The 14,653-nt window shown below is 59.5% G+C and carries 25 protein-coding genes; 1 reads left to right on the top strand and 24 read right to left on the bottom strand.

What is annotated here, in order from left to right; translation table 11 throughout:
- Nucleotides 1–2: 2 nt before the first annotated feature.
- From rpmD to rpsL, 24 genes are all read right to left on the bottom strand, one after another.
- Nucleotides 3–206, bottom strand: a complete 204-nt coding sequence (gene rpmD / locus QN219_RS04335) for a 50S ribosomal protein L30 (RefSeq protein ID WP_283998183.1) — start codon at nt 204–206, stop codon at nt 3–5.
- A gap of 12 nt (nt 207–218) precedes the next feature.
- Nucleotides 219–788, bottom strand: a complete 570-nt coding sequence (rpsE, locus tag QN219_RS04330; RefSeq protein WP_173512618.1) for a 30S ribosomal protein S5 — start codon at nt 786–788, stop codon at nt 219–221.
- A gap of 135 nt (nt 789–923) precedes the next feature.
- Entirely contained in the window at nt 924–1,286 is a 363-nt protein-coding gene (gene rplR / locus QN219_RS04325; protein WP_283998182.1) for a 50S ribosomal protein L18, read from the bottom strand.
- A 12-nt stretch (nt 1,287–1,298) separates the two neighbouring features.
- Entirely contained in the window at nt 1,299–1,832 is a 534-nt protein-coding gene (gene rplF / locus QN219_RS04320) for a 50S ribosomal protein L6 (protein ID WP_173512616.1), read from the bottom strand.
- A 40-nt stretch (nt 1,833–1,872) separates the two neighbouring features.
- Nucleotides 1,873–2,271 carry a 30S ribosomal protein S8 gene (rpsH, locus tag QN219_RS04315; protein WP_136504358.1) on the bottom strand — a complete coding sequence of 133 codons (399 nt, stop codon included), beginning with the start codon at nt 2,269–2,271 and terminating at the stop codon, nt 1,873–1,875.
- A 12-nt stretch (nt 2,272–2,283) separates the two neighbouring features.
- Nucleotides 2,284–2,589, bottom strand: coding sequence for a 30S ribosomal protein S14 (gene rpsN, locus QN219_RS04310; RefSeq protein ID WP_280659418.1), 306 nt, complete (start codon nt 2,587–2,589; stop codon nt 2,284–2,286).
- Nucleotides 2,590–2,623: 34 nt separating this feature from the next.
- Nucleotides 2,624–3,181, bottom strand: a complete 558-nt coding sequence (gene rplE / locus QN219_RS04305) for a 50S ribosomal protein L5 (protein ID WP_283998180.1) — start codon at nt 3,179–3,181, stop codon at nt 2,624–2,626.
- Nucleotides 3,174–3,485, bottom strand: coding sequence for a 50S ribosomal protein L24 (rplX, locus tag QN219_RS04300; RefSeq protein ID WP_283998178.1), 312 nt, complete (start codon nt 3,483–3,485; stop codon nt 3,174–3,176). Before rplX ends, rplE begins: the two co-directional genes overlap by 8 nt.
- 14 nt (nt 3,486–3,499) lie before the next feature.
- Nucleotides 3,500–3,868 carry a 50S ribosomal protein L14 gene (gene rplN / locus QN219_RS04295; protein ID WP_012707761.1) on the bottom strand — a complete coding sequence of 123 codons (369 nt, stop codon included), beginning with the start codon at nt 3,866–3,868 and terminating at the stop codon, nt 3,500–3,502.
- Between the two features lie 179 nt (nt 3,869–4,047).
- Nucleotides 4,048–4,284: a 30S ribosomal protein S17 gene (rpsQ, locus tag QN219_RS04290; RefSeq protein WP_173512614.1), complete on the bottom strand. Its 237-nt coding sequence runs from the start codon at nt 4,282–4,284 to the stop codon at nt 4,048–4,050.
- Between the two features lie 12 nt (nt 4,285–4,296).
- Nucleotides 4,297–4,497 carry a 50S ribosomal protein L29 gene (gene rpmC / locus QN219_RS04285; protein ID WP_173512613.1) on the bottom strand — a complete coding sequence of 67 codons (201 nt, stop codon included), beginning with the start codon at nt 4,495–4,497 and terminating at the stop codon, nt 4,297–4,299.
- 12 nt (nt 4,498–4,509) lie between these two features.
- Nucleotides 4,510–4,923 (bottom strand): 50S ribosomal protein L16, encoded by a 414-nt coding sequence (rplP, locus tag QN219_RS04280; RefSeq protein ID WP_011975175.1) that lies wholly within the window; start codon nt 4,921–4,923, stop codon nt 4,510–4,512.
- Nucleotides 4,924–4,961: 38 nt separating this feature from the next.
- The gene (gene rpsC, locus QN219_RS04275) at nt 4,962–5,693 is read right to left on the bottom strand and encodes a 30S ribosomal protein S3 (protein ID WP_180940843.1); all 732 of its coding nucleotides are present in this window, start codon (nt 5,691–5,693) and stop codon (nt 4,962–4,964) included.
- On the bottom strand, nt 5,693–6,082 hold the full coding sequence (rplV, locus tag QN219_RS04270; RefSeq protein WP_283998177.1) for a 50S ribosomal protein L22: 390 nt from the start codon (nt 6,080–6,082) through the stop codon (nt 5,693–5,695). Before rplV ends, rpsC begins: the two co-directional genes overlap by 1 nt.
- A gap of 2 nt (nt 6,083–6,084) precedes the next feature.
- Nucleotides 6,085–6,363: a 30S ribosomal protein S19 gene (gene rpsS, locus QN219_RS04265; RefSeq protein ID WP_018239488.1), complete on the bottom strand. Its 279-nt coding sequence runs from the start codon at nt 6,361–6,363 to the stop codon at nt 6,085–6,087.
- Between the two features lie 15 nt (nt 6,364–6,378).
- On the bottom strand, nt 6,379–7,215 hold the full coding sequence (gene rplB, locus QN219_RS04260) for a 50S ribosomal protein L2 (RefSeq protein WP_283998176.1): 837 nt from the start codon (nt 7,213–7,215) through the stop codon (nt 6,379–6,381).
- A 43-nt stretch (nt 7,216–7,258) separates the two neighbouring features.
- The gene (locus QN219_RS04255) at nt 7,259–7,552 is read right to left on the bottom strand and encodes a 50S ribosomal protein L23 (RefSeq protein WP_066875657.1); all 294 of its coding nucleotides are present in this window, start codon (nt 7,550–7,552) and stop codon (nt 7,259–7,261) included.
- A complete protein-coding gene (gene rplD / locus QN219_RS04250) occupies nt 7,549–8,169 on the bottom strand; it encodes a 50S ribosomal protein L4 (protein WP_283963205.1) in 621 nt (206 codons plus the stop codon). The genes QN219_RS04255 and rplD overlap by 4 nt, the downstream gene beginning before the upstream one ends.
- A gap of 12 nt (nt 8,170–8,181) precedes the next feature.
- Nucleotides 8,182–8,868: a 50S ribosomal protein L3 gene (gene rplC, locus QN219_RS04245; RefSeq protein WP_283998173.1), complete on the bottom strand. Its 687-nt coding sequence runs from the start codon at nt 8,866–8,868 to the stop codon at nt 8,182–8,184.
- A 121-nt stretch (nt 8,869–8,989) separates the two neighbouring features.
- Nucleotides 8,990–9,298: a 30S ribosomal protein S10 gene (rpsJ, locus tag QN219_RS04240; RefSeq protein ID WP_003507767.1), complete on the bottom strand. Its 309-nt coding sequence runs from the start codon at nt 9,296–9,298 to the stop codon at nt 8,990–8,992.
- Between the two features lie 145 nt (nt 9,299–9,443).
- The gene (gene tuf / locus QN219_RS04235) at nt 9,444–10,619 is read right to left on the bottom strand and encodes an elongation factor Tu (RefSeq protein ID WP_173512596.1); all 1,176 of its coding nucleotides are present in this window, start codon (nt 10,617–10,619) and stop codon (nt 9,444–9,446) included.
- Nucleotides 10,620–10,690: 71 nt separating this feature from the next.
- A complete protein-coding gene (gene fusA, locus QN219_RS04230; protein WP_283998171.1) occupies nt 10,691–12,790 on the bottom strand; it encodes an elongation factor G in 2,100 nt (699 codons plus the stop codon).
- A gap of 29 nt (nt 12,791–12,819) precedes the next feature.
- Nucleotides 12,820–13,290: a 30S ribosomal protein S7 gene (gene rpsG / locus QN219_RS04225; protein ID WP_153439690.1), complete on the bottom strand. Its 471-nt coding sequence runs from the start codon at nt 13,288–13,290 to the stop codon at nt 12,820–12,822.
- Nucleotides 13,291–13,347: 57 nt separating this feature from the next.
- Complete coding sequence (gene rpsL, locus QN219_RS04220) at nt 13,348–13,719, bottom strand: 30S ribosomal protein S12 (protein ID WP_028006299.1); 372 nt, start codon at nt 13,717–13,719, stop codon at nt 13,348–13,350.
- Nucleotides 13,720–14,294: 575 nt separating this feature from the next.
- Between rpsL and QN219_RS04215 the strand changes: the two genes are divergently transcribed.
- Entirely contained in the window at nt 14,295–14,591 is a 297-nt protein-coding gene (locus QN219_RS04215; protein ID WP_136504346.1) for a transcriptional regulator, read from the top strand.
- Nucleotides 14,592–14,653: the final 62 nt, after the last annotated feature.

Below are 14,653 nucleotides of genomic sequence, written 5' to 3'. Positions count from 1 at the left end.
CCTCACTTCTCGTCGACGACGCGAACGAGGTGCTGGACGGCCCGGATCATGCCGCGAACGGCCGGAGTGTCTTCCAGCGTGCGAACCCGGTGCATCTTGTTGAGGCCCAGGCCGATGAGCGTCTGACGCTGTACGGCCGGGCGGCGAATGGGGCTACCGATCTGTTCGACGGTAATCGTCTTCTTGGCAACTTCTTTCTTAGCCATCTGTCAGCTCCCTTATTCTTCGGAAGCAGCGCCGGCGGCAACGCGACGAGACTGGAGCGTGGCGTACTTCATGCCGCGCTGCGCCGCGATGTCCTTCGGGTGCATCTGGTTCTTGAGCGCGTCGAAAGTCGCGCGAACCATGTTGTAGGGGTTCGACGAACCGGTCGACTTGGCGACGACGTCGTGAACGCCGAGCGTTTCAAAGACGGCGCGCATCGGGCCACCGGCGATGATACCGGTACCGGCCTTGGCCGACCGCAGAAGCACCTTGCCGGCGCCGTGACGGCCATGGACGTCGTGATGCAGGGTGCGGCCACCACGAAGGGGCACGAAGATCAGGTCGCGCTTTGCAGCTTCCGTCGCCTTGCGGATGGCTTCCGGCACTTCACGCGCCTTGCCATGACCGAAGCCAACACGGCCCTTCTGGTCGCCAACGACGACGAGGGCTGCGAAACCGAAACGACGACCGCCCTTCACCACCTTGGCGACGCGGTTGATTGCGACGAGCTTATCGACAAATTCGCTGTCGCGCTCTTCGCGGCTCTGGCGATCTTCGCGAGAACCTCTTTTTTCTTGTGCCATTGTCCTCTTCCTTTTTCTTTTCCGGGTGCAATCGGCAGATTGACGAAAGCCGCCTCACTTCCTTGGAAATCGAAGCGGCTGGTAGATTTGCGAAGCCGGGTCTTCGCCCGGACATGACTGCCCGGGCGATGAACCTTAGAAGTTCAGGCCGCCTTCGCGAGCTGCCTCGGCCAGCGCCTTGATGCGGCCGTGGTAGATGAAGGCGCCGCGGTCAAAGACAACGTCCTTGACGCCCGCCTCGGATGCGCGCTCCGCAAGGAGCTTGCCGACAGCCGTAGCTGCCGCAGTATCAGCGCCGGTCTTCAGCGAAGACCGCAGATCCGTGTCGAGGGTCGATGCGGAGGCAATGGTCTTGCCGGCAACATCATCGATGATCTGCGCGTAGATGTTCTTCGACGAGCGATGAACCGACAGGCGCGGACGGCCGTTGGCGACCGCCTTGATTTGACGGCGCACGCGGCTGGCGCGACGCACAAGAGTATCTTTCCTGCTAGCCATTTCGCGTGATCCTTACTTCTTCTTGCCTTCTTTGCGGACAATCCGCTCTTCGGCATACTTGACACCCTTGCCCTTGTAGGGCTCGGGGCCACGGTATTCGCGGATTTCCGCAGCTACCTGGCCGACCTGCTGCTTGTTGATGCCGGAGACGACGATTTCCGTCGGCTTCGGAACAGCGATCGTGATGCCTTCCGGCGTCTGGTAGACCACGTCGTGGCTGAAACCGAGCGCCAGCTGCAGGTTCTTGCCCTGCATGGACGCGCGGTAACCGACGCCGTTGATCTCGAGCTTCCGCTCGTAACCGTCCTTCACGCCCTTGAAGATGTTCTCGATCATCGTGCGGGACATGCCCCACTTCGAACGAGCATCCTTGCTCTCATTGAGCGGCTGAACGAGAACCGCATTGTTTTCGAGCTTCACCGAAACTTCGTCGTTTGCGACGAAGAACAGTTCGCCCTTCGGACCCTTCGCCGTTACCTTCTGGCCATCAACGCTAGCCGTGACGCCTGCCGGAACTTGAACGGGTTTCTTACCGATACGAGACATTTTTATACCTGTCTGTTCGCTATGGAGATCCTGCTCGGCCTTAGAAGACCGAGCAAAGAACCTCGCCACCAACATTCTGTTCGCGTGCCTGATGATCGGCCATCACGCCCTTCGGGGTCGAAAGGATGGTGATGCCGAGGCCGTTCGCGACCTGCGGAATGGACTTGACCGAGACATACACCCGGCGGCCCGGCTTGGAGACGCGTGCGATCTCGCGGATCACGGACGAGCCTTCGTAGTATTTCAGTTCGATGTTCAGCTCGGACTTGCCGTTGCCGAATTCGACTTCGGAGTATCCGCGGATGTAGCCTTCAGCCTGAAGAACATCCAGAACGCGTGCGCGAAGCTTGGAAGCCGGCGTCGAAACGCTGGACTTGCGGCGAGCAGCGCCGTTACGGATACGGGTGAGCATATCGCCCAAGGGATCAGTCATTGCCATGTGCCCGTCTCCTTACCAGCTCGACTTGACGATGCCCGGCACCTTGCCGAGATTGCCCAGTTCGCGAAGCGCAATACGCGACATACGAAGTTTGCGATAATAGGCACGCGGGCGGCCGGTCACTTCGCAGCGGTTGCGGATGCGGGTCTTGGAGCCATCACGTGGCAGTTCTGCCAGCTTGAGGGTTGCCTTGAACCGCTCTTCGATCGGCAGAGACTGGTTCATGATGATTGCCTTGAGAGCGGCACGCTTGGAGGCCTGCCCGGCAACCAGTTTGCGGCGGCGCTTGTTCTTTTCAACTGCGCTCGTTTTCGCCATAACAGTTATCCTTCTTTACGCTTGTCGTTACGGATTACTGACGGAACGGGAAGTTGAACTCTGTAAGCAGAGCGCGTGCTTCGTCGTCGTTAGTTGCCGTCGTGCAAACGATGATGTCCATGCCCCACATCTGATCAACCTTGTCGTAGTTGATCTCAGGGAACACAATGTGCTCCTTGACGCCCATGGCAAAGTTGCCACGACCATCGAAGGACTTCGGATTGAGGCCGCGGAAGTCGCGAACACGCGGAAGAGCGATGTTCACGAGACGATCCAGGAACTCGTACATCCGAACGCCGCGCAGGGTAACCTTGGCGCCAATCGGCATGCCTTCGCGCAGCTTGAAGCCGGCGATGGAGTTGCGAGCGCGGGTGATCACCGGCTTCTGGCCAGCAATCGCGGCGAGGTCGGCAGCTGCTACGGACGGCTTCTTCGAGTCGCCCGTTGCTTCGCCAACACCCATGTTGATGACGATCTTGTCGAGACGCGGGATCTGCATTTCGTTGGCGTAGGAGAACTTCTCCTGCATCGCCTTGCGGATGCGCTCTACGTATTCCTTCTTGAGCCGCGGCTCATAAGCGGTCTTAGCCATCGATCACTTCTCCCGAACGCTTGGCCACGCGGACCTTCTTGTCACCATCGATCTTGAAACCGACGCGGGTCGGCTTGCCGTCCTTCGGATCGGCGACCGCGATGTTCGAAAGGTGAATCGGGGCTTCCTTGTTGATGATGCCGGCTTCCTGGCTCTGGGTCTGGCGCTGGTGACGCTTCACCATGTTGACGCCACGCACGACAGCCCGGTCTTCCTTCGGCATGACCTGAATTACTTCGCCGGTACGGCCCTTGTCCTTACCGGTGAGAACGACGACCTTGTCGCCTTTGCGAATCTTTTGCATCTCTCAACGCTCCCTTAGAGTACTTCCGGAGCCAGCGAGATGATCTTCATGTGGTTCTTGGCGCGGAGTTCGCGCGGAACCGGTCCGAAGATACGGGTGCCGATCGGCTCTTTCTTGTTATCGATAAGAACGGCTGCGTTGGTGTCGAAGCGGATGACACTGCCATCCGGACGGCGGATGTCCTTCGCAGTGCGAACGACAACAGCCTTCATGACGTCACCCTTCTTCACGCGGCCGCGCGGAATGGCTTCCTTGATCGAAACGACAATGATGTCGCCGATCGACGCATACTTGCGCTTGGAGCCGCCCAGCACCTTGATGCACATGACACGACGTGCGCCGGAATTATCCGCCACGTCGAGGTTTGTTTGCATCTGAATCATGTCAGGTCGCCTTCTTGTTGTTACCAGGCCGGTTGGGTCGAAACCCCCTCGCCCGGCTTATTGTGCTCATCTCAAAGCAAAAAGAACGCCCGGACTCGAGCGTTCCTCTGCTTCAATTGCGTGCTTCATACAGATATTTGCCCGAGACGCAAGGGTCTCGGGGACAAAACCTGCAGAAATCAAGCCTGGGCGGAAACGACCGTCCAGCGCTTATCCTTCGAGATCGGCGCGCATTCCTCGATGGAAACGACATCGCCGACCTTGTACTGGTTGTTCTCGTCGTGGGCCTTGTACTTCTTGGAACGACGGACGGTCTTCTGGAGGATCGGGTGCGCAAAGCGGCGCTCGACCCTGACGACGATGGTCTTGTCGTTCTTGTCGCTTACGACGGTGCCCTGCAGAATGCGTTTCGGCATATTTTGTGGTCCTTAGGCCTTGGCTTCTGCCGCCTTCTGGCGGGCAATTGTTTTGATGCGTGCGATGTCCTTGCGGACTTCGTTGACACGCGAAGACTTCTCGAGCTGGCCGGTTGCCTTCTGGAAGCGCAGGTTGAACTGCTCCTTCTTCAGCTTGGCAAGCTCTTCATTGAGTTGATCGGCGCTCAGAGCGCGAACATCTGCGGCTTTCATGAGCTTCACTCCTTACTCTGCGATACGCTGCACGAAGCGCGTCTTGACAGAGAGCTTGGCAGCGCCAAGACGAAGTGCCTCACGGGCGAGTTCTTCGCTGACACCATCGATCTCGAACATCATACGGCCGGGCTTGACCTTGCATGCCCAGTATTCGACCGAACCCTTACCCTTACCCATGCGGACTTCGGTCGGCTTGGCGGTGACCGGAACATCCGGGAACACACGTATCCAAACGCGGCCGGCGCGCTTCATGTGGCGGGTGATCGCGCGGCGGGCCGCTTCGATCTCACGGGCGTTGACGCGGTTCGGTTCCTGAGCCTTCAGGCCGAATTCGCCGAAGGCGAGATCAGAACCGCCCTTGGCTACGCCCTTGATGCGGCCCTTGAACTGCTTGCGATACTTCGTACGCTTTGGCTGCAACATTTTTTTACTTCTCCGATATTGGCTGCCAAACGCGAATGTTACGCGTTTTCACGACGGCGGTCACGATCGCGGTCGCGATCACGGCTGCCAGGGCCCTGGTTGTCACTCTCGGTCGCGCGACGCTCGGAAGCCATCGGATCGTGCTCAAGGATTTCGCCCTTGAAGATCCAGACCTTGATTCCGCAGATACCGAAAGCGGTTTCCGCTTCGGCCGTGCCATAGTCGATGTCCGCACGCAGAGTGTGCAGCGGAACGCGGCCTTCGCGGTACCATTCGGTACGTGCGATTTCCGCACCGCCGAGACGACCGGCGCAGGTGATCTTGATGCCTTCGGCGCCAAGCCGCATGGCCGACTGAACAGCACGCTTCATCGCACGGCGGAAAGCCACACGGCGCTCGAGCTGCTGAGCGATCGACTGGGCAACGAGGGTTGCGTCAACTTCCGGCTTGCGAACTTCAACGATGTTGAGGTGCGTTTCGGAGTTGGTCATCTCGGAAAGCTTCCTGCGCAGCTTTTCGATGTCGGCGCCCTTCTTGCCGATGATCAGGCCCGGACGAGCCGAGTGGATCGTGACGCGGCACTTCTTGTGAGGGCGCTCGATCACGACCTTGGCGATACCGGCAGCCTTCAGCTCTTCCATCAGGTATGCACGGATCTTCAGGTCTTCGTGAAGCAGCTGACCGTATTCCGCGTTGTCCGCGAACCAACGGCTATCCCAGGTCCGGTTGATGCCGAGTCGGAAACCGATCGGATTAATCTTCTGGCCCATTATGCGGCCTCCCCTTTGGCTTCCACTTCACGAACAACGATCGTCAAGTGAGCGAACGGCTTTTCGATACGCGATGCACGGCCGCGACCACGGGCGTGGAAGCGCTTCATCACGATCGACTTGCCAACGTAAGCTTCTGCGACGATGAGCGAATCAACGTCGAGATCGTGGTTGTTCTCAGCGTTTGCGATCGCAGATTCAAGCGTCTTTTTAACGGTATCTGCTATGCGCTTGCGCGAGAACTCGAGTTCGGCCAGAGCGCGGTCAACCTTCTTGCCGCGGATCATCGCAGCAACGAGGTTGAGCTTCTGGGGGCTGACGCGGATCGTGCGCGCAATTGCCTGCGCCTCATTATCCTTCAGCCGGCGTTCGGCTTTTGCCTTGCCCATTGTTACTTCCTCTTTGCCTTCTTGTCCGCGCCATGACCGTAGTAGGTCCGGGTCGGAGAGAATTCACCAAACTTATGTCCGACCATGTCTTCGTTGACGCTGACCGGGACGTGCTTGCTGCCGTTGTAGACGCCGAAGGTGAGGCCGACAAACTGCGGAAGGATCGTGGAGCGCCGGCTCCAAATCTTGATCACTTCGTTACGACCGCCTTCCCGGACCTTCTCAGCCTTCTTGAGAAGATAACCGTCAACGAACGGACCTTTCCATACTGAACGAGTCATTCGAGACTTCCTCTCTTACTTCTTCTTCTGGTGACGCGAGCGCATGATGAACTTGTCGGTCGACTTGTTGGAGCGCGTGCGCTTACCCTTCGTCGGCTTACCCCACGGGGTAACCGGGTGACGGCCACCGGAGGTGCGGCCTTCACCACCGCCGTGCGGGTGGTCAACCGGGTTCATGACGACGCCGCGAACGTGCGGCTTCTTACCGCGCCAGCGCGAACGACCAGCCTTGCCGTCATTGATGTTGCCGTGATCGGGGTTCGATACAGCGCCGATCGAAGCAAGGCAAGAGCCGTGCACCAAGCGCTGCTCGCCCGAGTTGAGGCGAAGGATCGCCATGCCCTGGTCGCGGCCGACGAGCTGCGCGTAGGTTCCGGCGGAGCGGGCCATCTGGCCGCCCTTGCCCGGCTTCATCTCCACGTTGTGGATGATGGAACCAACCGGAATGAACTGCAGCGGCATCGTGTTGCCGGGCTTGACGTCAACGGCCTTCTCCGAAGCGATGACCTTGTCCCCGGCGGCAAGGCGCTGCGGAGCGAGGATGTAGGCCTGTTCGCCGTCAGCATAGTTGACAAGCGCGATGAAGGCGGTGCGGTTCGGGTCATATTCCAGACGCTCGACCGTGCCTTCAACGTCGAACTTGCGACGCTTGAAGTCGACCAGACGGTAGGACCGCTTGTGACCGCCGCCCTGGAAGCGGACGGTGATGCGGCCCAGGTTGTTGCGACCGCCCTTGGAGGACAGGCCCTCGGTCAACGCCTTGACCGGCTTGCCCTTGTAGAGGCCGGACCGATCTACGATGACCAGCTGACGCTGGCTCGGGGTCGTCGGATTGAAACTTTTCAATGCCATTTTCTTGTTCCCTTTTGGGTTTTTACCCTAATGGGCCTATCCGTTAGAGACCGGTGGAGACGTCGATGGACTGACCTTCGGCGAGCGTAACGATCGCCTTCTTCACGTCCTTCTGCTTCCCGGCAAAACCGCGGAAACGCTTCAGCTTACCCTTGCGGAGGAGCGTGTTCACGGCCGTGACCTTGACGCCGAACAGCGCTTCGACAGCGGCCTTGATTTCAGGCTTCGAAGCACCCTTGGCGACGTTGAAGACGACTTGGTTCTGTTCGGAAACCAGCGTCGACTTTTCAGTGATCGAGGGAGACACGATCACGTCGTAGTGGCGAAGATCCGTCATTTGAACCGCTCCTCCAGAGCTTCTACGGCAGCCTTGGAAAGCACGAGCTTGCCGCGGCGCAGAATGTCGTAAACGTTGATGCCCTGAACCGGCAGAACGTCCACGTTGGGGATGTTCTGGGCGGCGAGCTTGAAGTTGCTCTCGATTTCGGCGCCGCCGATGATCAGAGCATTGGTGAGGCCGAGCGACGCGAATACGCCGGCGAGAGCCTTCGTCTTTGCTTCCTTGGCGACGAGATCGTCGACGACGATGATCTCTTCAGCCTTCAGCTTGGCCGATAGCGCATGGCGCAGGCCGAGCGCACGGACCTTCTTCGGAAGGTCATGGGCGTGGCTGCGGACAACCGGGCCATGAGCCTTGCCGCCGCCGCGGAACTGCGGAGCACGAGCGGAGTGGTGGCGGGCGCGGCCCGTACCCTTCTGCTTGTACATCTTGGCGCCGGTGCGCGAAACTTCTGCGCGGCCCTTTGCCTTGTGCGTGCCCTGCTGCTTCTTGGCGAGCTGCCAGCGAACGACGCGGGCGATGATGTCTTCACGGGGTTCGAGGCCGAAAATGGCGTCAGAAAGGGAAACCTTTCCCGCGTCCTTGCCCTCGAGGGTTTTGACGGTGAGATCCATAATTCGGCTCCCTTACTTCGATGCTTCGGCGCGCACGCCGGCGGGGCGCGGAGCGCTTTCCGGAATGCCTGACTTGATTGCGTCGCGAACGACGATCCAGGCACCCTTGGAGCCGGGGACTGCACCCTTGACCAGGATCAGGCCACGGTCTTCGTCCGTCGATACGACTTCCAGGTTCTGGGTGGTAACGCGGGTCTGGCCCATGTGGCCGGCCATGCGCTTGCCCTTCCAAACACGGCCCGGATCCTGGTTGGAACCGGTAGAACCATGCGAGCGGTGCGACACAGAAACGCCGTGGGTGGCGCGCAGACCGCCGAAGTTATGGCGCTTGATGGCGCCGGCAAAACCCTTACCGATCGTCGTCCCGGTCACGTCGACGAGCTGGCCCGCGACGAAGTGGCTGGCCGTCAGCTCGGAGCCGACGTCGATCATGTTGTCCGCGGAAACGCGGAACTCCACGAGCTTTGCCTTCGGCTCAACGTTTGCAGCGGCAAAATGGCCGCGCATCGCCTTCGGCGTATTCTTGACCTTGGAACGGCCGGCACCCAGCTGAACTGCGGTATAGCCGTTCTTCTCTTCCGTGCGGTGGGCCACTACCTGGCAGTTCTCCAGCCGCAATACTGTTACCGGGATATGCTCGCCGGCGTCGTTGTAGACGCGGGTCATTCCCACCTTCTGTGCAATCACACCTGAACGCATCGGTTCACGCCTCTTGTTTAGGGTTCCCGTCCGGTGCCTCTTGCACCTTCCGGTTTCCTGTTCCTGGAAGCCGTTGGAAAACTCCACGTACCTTCCTTGTTATTTCGGCTTGCGCCGGACCTTAGAGCTTGATCTCGACGTCGACACCAGCGGCCAGATCGAGCTTCATCAGCGCATCAACCGTCTGCGGGGTCGGATCAACGATATCGAGAAGGCGCTTGTGCGTGCGCATCTCAAACTGTTCGCGGCTCTTCTTGTCGACGTGCGGCGACCGGTTGACCGTGAATTTTTCAATCCGGGTCGGAAGCGGCACGGGCCCGCGCACACTCGCACCGGTGCGCTTGGCCGTCGACACGATTTCGCGCGTGGAGGCATCGAGGATCCGGTGATCAAACGCCTTAAGGCGGATGCGGATATTCTGGCCGTTCATTCGACTTGTCCTTGCTCGTGTTTCCGGTATGCCTCTTAAGGCACACACTTAAACTTCTGAATTCGTTACGCTCTGCCGCTTCTTTCAAAAATCGCAGGGACATGGGCGACCATGTCCCTGCCGAAACGGCAAAGCCGTTTTCTTGTTACTCGATGATCGAGGCGACGATGCCTGCGCCGACGGTGCGGCCGCCTTCGCGGATGGCGAAGCGCAGCTTTTCTTCCATCGCGATCGGCACGATCAGCTCGACGTCAACCGTGACGTTGTCGCCCGGCATCACCATTTCCGTGCCTTCCGGCAGCGTCACGATGCCGGTCACGTCGGTCGTGCGGAAGTAGAACTGCGGACGGTAGTTGGTGAAGAACGGCGTATGACGGCCACCCTCTTCCTTCGTCAGGATGTAGGCTTCCGCCTTGAACTTCTTGTGCGGCTTGACCGAACCCGGCTTGCACAGGATCTGGCCACGCTCGACGCCGGTGCGGTCGACACCGCGCAAGAGCGCACCGATGTTGTCGCCGGCCTGGCCTTGGTCGAGCAGCTTGCGGAACATTTCAACGCCCGTGCAGGTCGTCTTCGTCGTCGGACGGATGCCGACGATCTCGACTTCCTCACCGACCTTGACGATGCCGCGCTCGACGCGACCGGTCACAACCGTACCGCGGCCCGAGATCGAGAACACGTCTTCGATCGGCATCAGGAACGGCAGGTCGATCGGACGCTCCGGCGTCGGGATGTAGGCGTCAACCGCTGCCATCAGCTCGCGGATCGCGTCTTCGCCGATCTTCTTGTCCGAATCTTCAAGCGCGGCGAGCGCCGAGCCCTTGACGATCGGGATGTCGTCGCCCGGGAATTCGTAGGACGACAGCAGTTCACGCACTTCCAGCTCGACGAGCTCGAGCAGCTCGGCGTCGTCGACCTGGTCGACCTTGTTCAGGAACACGACGATTGCCGGAACGCCGACCTGGCGGGCGAGCAGGATGTGCTCGCGGGTCTGCGGCATCGGGCCGTCGGCAGCCGAAACAACCAGGATCGCACCGTCCATCTGCGCCGCGCCGGTGATCATGTTCTTGACGTAGTCGGCGTGGCCGGGGCAGTCGACGTGCGCATAGTGACGGTTCGGCGTCTCATACTCGACGTGCGCCGTCGAAATGGTGATACCACGGGCCTTTTCTTCCGGCGCAGCGTCGATCTGGTCATACGCCTTGAACTCGCCGAAATACTTCGTGATCGCTGCCGTCAGCGACGTCTTGCCATGGTCAACGTGGCCAATCGTGCCAATGTTAACGTGCGGCTTGTTGCGCTCAAATTTGCTCTTTGCCATTTCCGGCTCTCCGTTTTCTGCCCCCTAGAGGGGAAATCTTTTCATTCTGTTTCAGCGCGAGGCTATTCCGGTCACTTCTGACCGGAATACTTCGCCTGGATTTCTTGCGCGACGTTCGACGGAACCGGCGCGTAGTGATCGAACAGCATCGTGTACTGAGCGCGGCCCTGCGACATCGAGCGCAGGTTATCCACGTACTTGAACATATTCGCGAGCGGCACGTGGGCATTGATCACCACGGCCACGCCGCGCGCTTCCTGGCCCTGGATCTGGCCACGGCGAGAGTTCAGGTCACCGATCACGTCACCGACGTAATCTTCCGGCGTGACGACCTCGACCTTCATGATCGGCTCGAGGAGCTGAGCACCGGCCTTCTTTGCAGCTTCACGGAAGCAGGCACGCGACGCGATTTCGAACGCCAGCACCGACGAGTCGACGTCGTGGAAGGCACCGTCGATGAGCGTCGCCTTGACGCCCAGCATCGGGAAGCCAGCGAGCGGACCCGAGGACAGAACGCTTTCGATACCCTTCTGAACGCCTGGGATGTATTCCTTCGGAACAGCACCGCCGACGATCTTGGATTCGAACACGAAATCTTCGCCTTCCGGGTTCGGTTCGAAGACGATCTTGACGCGCGCGAACTGACCGGTACCACCGGACTGCTTCTTGTGCGTGTAGTCTTCTTCGTGCTGACGCGTGATGGTTTCACGGTAAGCAACCTGCGGAGCACCAACCGAAGCTTCGACCTTGAACTCGCGACGCATGCGGTCGACGATGATGTCGAGATGAAGTTCGCCCATGCCGGCGATGATCGTCTGGCCGGATTCCTCGTCGGTCTTGACGCGGAAGGACGGATCTTCTGCTGCCAGGCGGTTGAGCGCGAGGCCCATCTTTTCCTGGTCGCCCTTGGTCTTCGGCTCGATCGCGATCTGGATGACCGGCTCGGGGAATTCCATGCGCTCGAGGATAACCGGCTTCAGCGGATCGCAGAGCGTATCGCCGGTGGTGGTCTCCTTGAGGCCAGCCAGAGCGACGATGTCGCCAGCGAAGGCTTCTTCGATGTCTTCACGGGAGTTCGAGTGCATCTGCAGCATGCGGCCGACGCGCTCGCGCTTTTCCTTGACCGTGTTCATGACCGACGTGCCCTTTTCGAGCTTGCCGGAATAGATGCGGGCGAAGGTCAGCGAACCGACGAAGGGGTCGTTCATGATCTTGAACGCCAGCATCGAGAGCGGCTCGTTGTCGTCGGCCTTACGGGTGATTTCACCCTCGGTCTTGACGTCGATGCCCTTGATCGCCGGGATATCGACCGGGGACGGCAGGTAGTCGACGACGGCATCGAGCAGCGGCTGAACGCCCTTGTTCTTGAAGGCCGTGCCGCAGAACATCGGGTGGAACTTCACGTCGATCGTGCCGCGACGAACCAGCTCACGGATCTTGTCGTTTTCCGGATAGGTACCTTCCAGGTAGGCTTCCATAGCCGCTTCGTCGATCTCGACAACGGTCTCGATCAGCTTTTCGCGGTATTCTTCAGCCTTTTCCTTCATGTCGGCCGGAATCTCGACGACGTCCCACTGGGCGCCGAGCGACTCATCGCGCCAGACAAGAGCGTTCATCTCGATCAGGTCGACAACGCCCTTGAAGTCGCTTTCGGCGCCGATCGGGAGTTGCATGACGACGGCCGTTGCACCGAGACGGGTCTTGATCATCTCGACGGAGCGGTAGAAGTCCGCGCCGGTCTTGTCCATCTTGTTGCAGAAGATCATGCGCGGAACATGATACTTCTCGGCCTGACGCCAGACGGTTTCGGTCTGCGGCTCGACACCGGCGTTGGCATCGAGCAGCGCGATGGCGCCGTCGAGAACGCGCAGCGAACGCTCGACTTCGATGGTGAAGTCAACGTGGCCGGGGGTGTCGATGATGTTGAAGCGGCGCGTCTTGCCGTCACGGCCCTTCCAGAAGGTCGTGGTGGCAGCAGACGTGATCGTGATCCCGCGCTCCTGCTCCTGCTCCATCCAGTCCATCGTTGCGGCGCCGTCATGGACTTCGCCGATCTTGTGGGACTTGCCGGTGTAGTAAAGGATGCGTTCGGTCGTCGTCGTCTTACCCGCATCGATATGCGCCATGATACCGAAATTGCGGTAGTCTTCGATTTTATATTCGCGAGCCATGAGAGACTGCCTTTCGAGACGTGTTCGGGTTACCAGCGATAGTGCGAGAACGCACGGTTGGCATCCGCCATCTTGTGCGTGTCTTCGCGCTTCTTCACGGCGCTACCACGGTTGTTCGCTGCATCCATGAGTTCGCCGCAGAGGCGATCAACCATGGTCGTTTCATTGCGCTTGCGTGCGGCCGCGATCAGCCAGCGGATGGCGAGGGCCTGGCGACGCTCCGGACGGACATCGACCGGAACCTGATAGGTAGCACCACCGACGCGGCGCGAACGCACTTCGACATGCGGAGCAATGTTGTCGAGCGCGGAATGGAACACGGCGATCGGCTCCTGCTTCAGCTTCGACTGGACCGCATCGAAAGCACCATAGACGATGCTTTCGGCAACGGACTTTTTGCCGTGCAGCATGATTGCGTTCATGAACTTCGTGACGACCAGATCACCGAACTTCGGATCCGGGTTGATCTCACGCTTTTCTGCTCTGTGACGTCGGGACATACTTCTCGTCTCTCAACTTTTAAAAACTTGACCAGCGAAATGGCGCCGGTTGCGATGTTATTTCGGACGCTTCGCGCCGTACTTGGAGCGGCGCTGCTTGCGGTTCTTCACACCCTGCGTATCGAGAACGCCACGGATGATGTGGTAACGAACACCGGGAAGGTCCCTTACGCGGCCGCCGCGGATCATAACCACGGAGTGCTCCTGCAGGTTGTGACCTTCGCCCGGAATGTAGCCGATAACTTCGAAGCCGTTCGTCAGGCGGATCTTTGCAACCTTACGCAGAGCCGAGTTCGGCTTCTTCGGGGTCGTCGTGTAGACGCGGGTGCAAACGCCGCGCTTCTGCGGGTTTTCCTGCAGAGCAGGAACCTTGTTGCGCTTTACCTGTGCCTGACGCGGCTTGCGGATCAGCTGGTTTACGGTAGGCATGTAACCATCCCTTGCAAAATCTTGTCTCGTTACCCTTTCGGGCGGATCGTTGCCGTCGCCGGCGGTCTCGAACGCCTATGAAATGCGCAAAAGGAGGGCCGATCCGCTTTTCCGCAGATGGCCCCACCAAAAGCAGAGGACGCACTATCTCGCGCGTCTTGCGTGCAGCATTTTTGTCTTCAGCGTGCGTTTCGAACCTTGTTTGAGGCGAACTCCAGAACGCGACGTTCCGAACCAGCCAGCCTCACATGGGCTCCGATGCGGCGGGGTGTACTGATTTCGGGGCCATCCGTCAAGGGCAATTAAGAAATATTCTGGCTTGCGCAGCCCTGCCCTGCCTGGAAAACAAGGCTTTGGCGGCAGTTCGGTCCGGTGGCGGTCGCAAAGGTAGCGCCTTAACGCCGGTATTGTCCTTCGCAATTAAGGAATCAGCAACTTCTTTCTGAATCTTTTCCACGATCATGCGTCGGCGACGCCGGTCGACTGATTCTCACGGCCATTTCTATTTTCCCTATTTTTTTCGCGTGCTGTCGAAAAGCGCGCTAAGATCTCAGCAAAACTCGAAAGGACATCCCATGCCCGTTACGCCGGACAACGACAATGTGCCAGACGAACCGCTGGTTTTCATCATCATCGGCAAGGCCTACGAAGCCGACGGCGACGACGAGGGTATCGACATCCATGTGATGCTGCGGGCGCCCGACGACGATACCGCCGTGCGCGAGGCACTCAATGCGCTGGCCGAGGAAGGCTTCCTCCAGGCGGATCTCGATCAGATCGGAACCTTGACGGATATCCCGGATGAAGAGCCGCACGCCTCTGCCTACCAGGGCGCACTGGAGGGTGAGGTAGCGATCATCCGCTTCGCATAACGGCACTGCGCGGCTCGTATTGTCTGCACAGACGGAATGACAAAGCCGCCCGGATCGCTCCG

This window comes from Sinorhizobium sp. 8-89, from assembly GCF_030124325.1.
Classification (GTDB): domain Bacteria; phylum Pseudomonadota; class Alphaproteobacteria; order Rhizobiales; family Rhizobiaceae; genus Sinorhizobium.
The sequence above is the reverse complement of the archived record's forward strand: the minus strand, read 5'-3'. Positions and strand labels throughout refer to the sequence as shown.

Bases quoted from the DNA above. Each gene is read 5' to 3' on its own strand.
- rpmD (WP_283998183.1), bottom strand. From the start codon at position 206: ATGGCTAAGAAAGAAGTTGCCAAGAAGACGATTACCGTCGAACAGATC.
- rpsE (WP_173512618.1), bottom strand. From the start codon at position 788: ATGGCACAAGAAAAAAGAGGTTCTCGCGAAGATCGCCAGAGCCGCGAA.
- rplR (WP_283998182.1), bottom strand. From the start codon at position 1,286: ATGGCTAGCAGGAAAGATACTCTTGTGCGTCGCGCCAGCCGCGTGCGC.
- rplF (WP_173512616.1), bottom strand. From the start codon at position 1,832: ATGTCTCGTATCGGTAAGAAACCCGTTCAAGTTCCGGCAGGCGTCACG.
- rpsH (WP_136504358.1), bottom strand. From the start codon at position 2,271: ATGGCAATGACTGATCCCTTGGGCGATATGCTCACCCGTATCCGTAAC.
- rpsN (WP_280659418.1), bottom strand. From the start codon at position 2,589: ATGGCGAAAACGAGCGCAGTTGAAAAGAACAAGCGCCGCCGCAAACTG.
- rplE (WP_283998180.1), bottom strand. From the start codon at position 3,181: ATGGCTAAGACCGCTTATGAGCCGCGGCTCAAGAAGGAATACGTAGAG.
- rplX (WP_283998178.1), bottom strand. From the start codon at position 3,485: ATGCAAAAGATTCGCAAAGGCGACAAGGTCGTCGTTCTCACCGGTAAG.
- rplN (WP_012707761.1), bottom strand. From the start codon at position 3,868: ATGATTCAGATGCAAACAAACCTCGACGTGGCGGATAATTCCGGCGCA.
- rpsQ (WP_173512614.1), bottom strand. From the start codon at position 4,284: ATGCCGAAACGCATTCTGCAGGGCACCGTCGTAAGCGACAAGAACGAC.
- rpmC (WP_173512613.1), bottom strand. From the start codon at position 4,497: ATGAAAGCCGCAGATGTTCGCGCTCTGAGCGCCGATCAACTCAATGAA.
- rplP (WP_011975175.1), bottom strand. From the start codon at position 4,923: ATGTTGCAGCCAAAGCGTACGAAGTATCGCAAGCAGTTCAAGGGCCGC.
- rpsC (WP_180940843.1), bottom strand. From the start codon at position 5,693: ATGGGCCAGAAGATTAATCCGATCGGTTTCCGACTCGGCATCAACCGG.
- rplV (WP_283998177.1), bottom strand. From the start codon at position 6,082: ATGGGCAAGGCAAAAGCCGAACGCCGGCTGAAGGATAATGAGGCGCAG.
- rpsS (WP_018239488.1), bottom strand. From the start codon at position 6,363: ATGACTCGTTCAGTATGGAAAGGTCCGTTCGTTGACGGTTATCTTCTC.
- rplB (WP_283998176.1), bottom strand. From the start codon at position 7,215: ATGGCATTGAAAAGTTTCAATCCGACGACCCCGAGCCAGCGTCAGCTG.
- QN219_RS04255 (WP_066875657.1), bottom strand. From the start codon at position 7,552: ATGACGGATCTTCGCCACTACGACGTGATCGTGTCTCCCTCGATCACT.
- rplD (WP_283963205.1), bottom strand. From the start codon at position 8,169: ATGGATCTCACCGTCAAAACCCTCGAGGGCAAGGACGCGGGAAAGGTT.
- rplC (WP_283998173.1), bottom strand. From the start codon at position 8,868: ATGCGTTCAGGTGTGATTGCACAGAAGGTGGGAATGACCCGCGTCTAC.
- rpsJ (WP_003507767.1), bottom strand. From the start codon at position 9,298: ATGAACGGCCAGAATATCCGCATCCGCCTTAAGGCGTTTGATCACCGG.
- tuf (WP_173512596.1), bottom strand. From the start codon at position 10,619: ATGGCAAAGAGCAAATTTGAGCGCAACAAGCCGCACGTTAACATTGGC.
- fusA (WP_283998171.1), bottom strand. From the start codon at position 12,790: ATGGCTCGCGAATATAAAATCGAAGACTACCGCAATTTCGGTATCATG.
- rpsG (WP_153439690.1), bottom strand. From the start codon at position 13,290: ATGTCCCGACGTCACAGAGCAGAAAAGCGTGAGATCAACCCGGATCCG.
- rpsL (WP_028006299.1), bottom strand. From the start codon at position 13,719: ATGCCTACCGTAAACCAGCTGATCCGCAAGCCGCGTCAGGCACAGGTA.
- QN219_RS04215 (WP_136504346.1), top strand. From the start codon at position 14,295: ATGCCCGTTACGCCGGACAACGACAATGTGCCAGACGAACCGCTGGTT.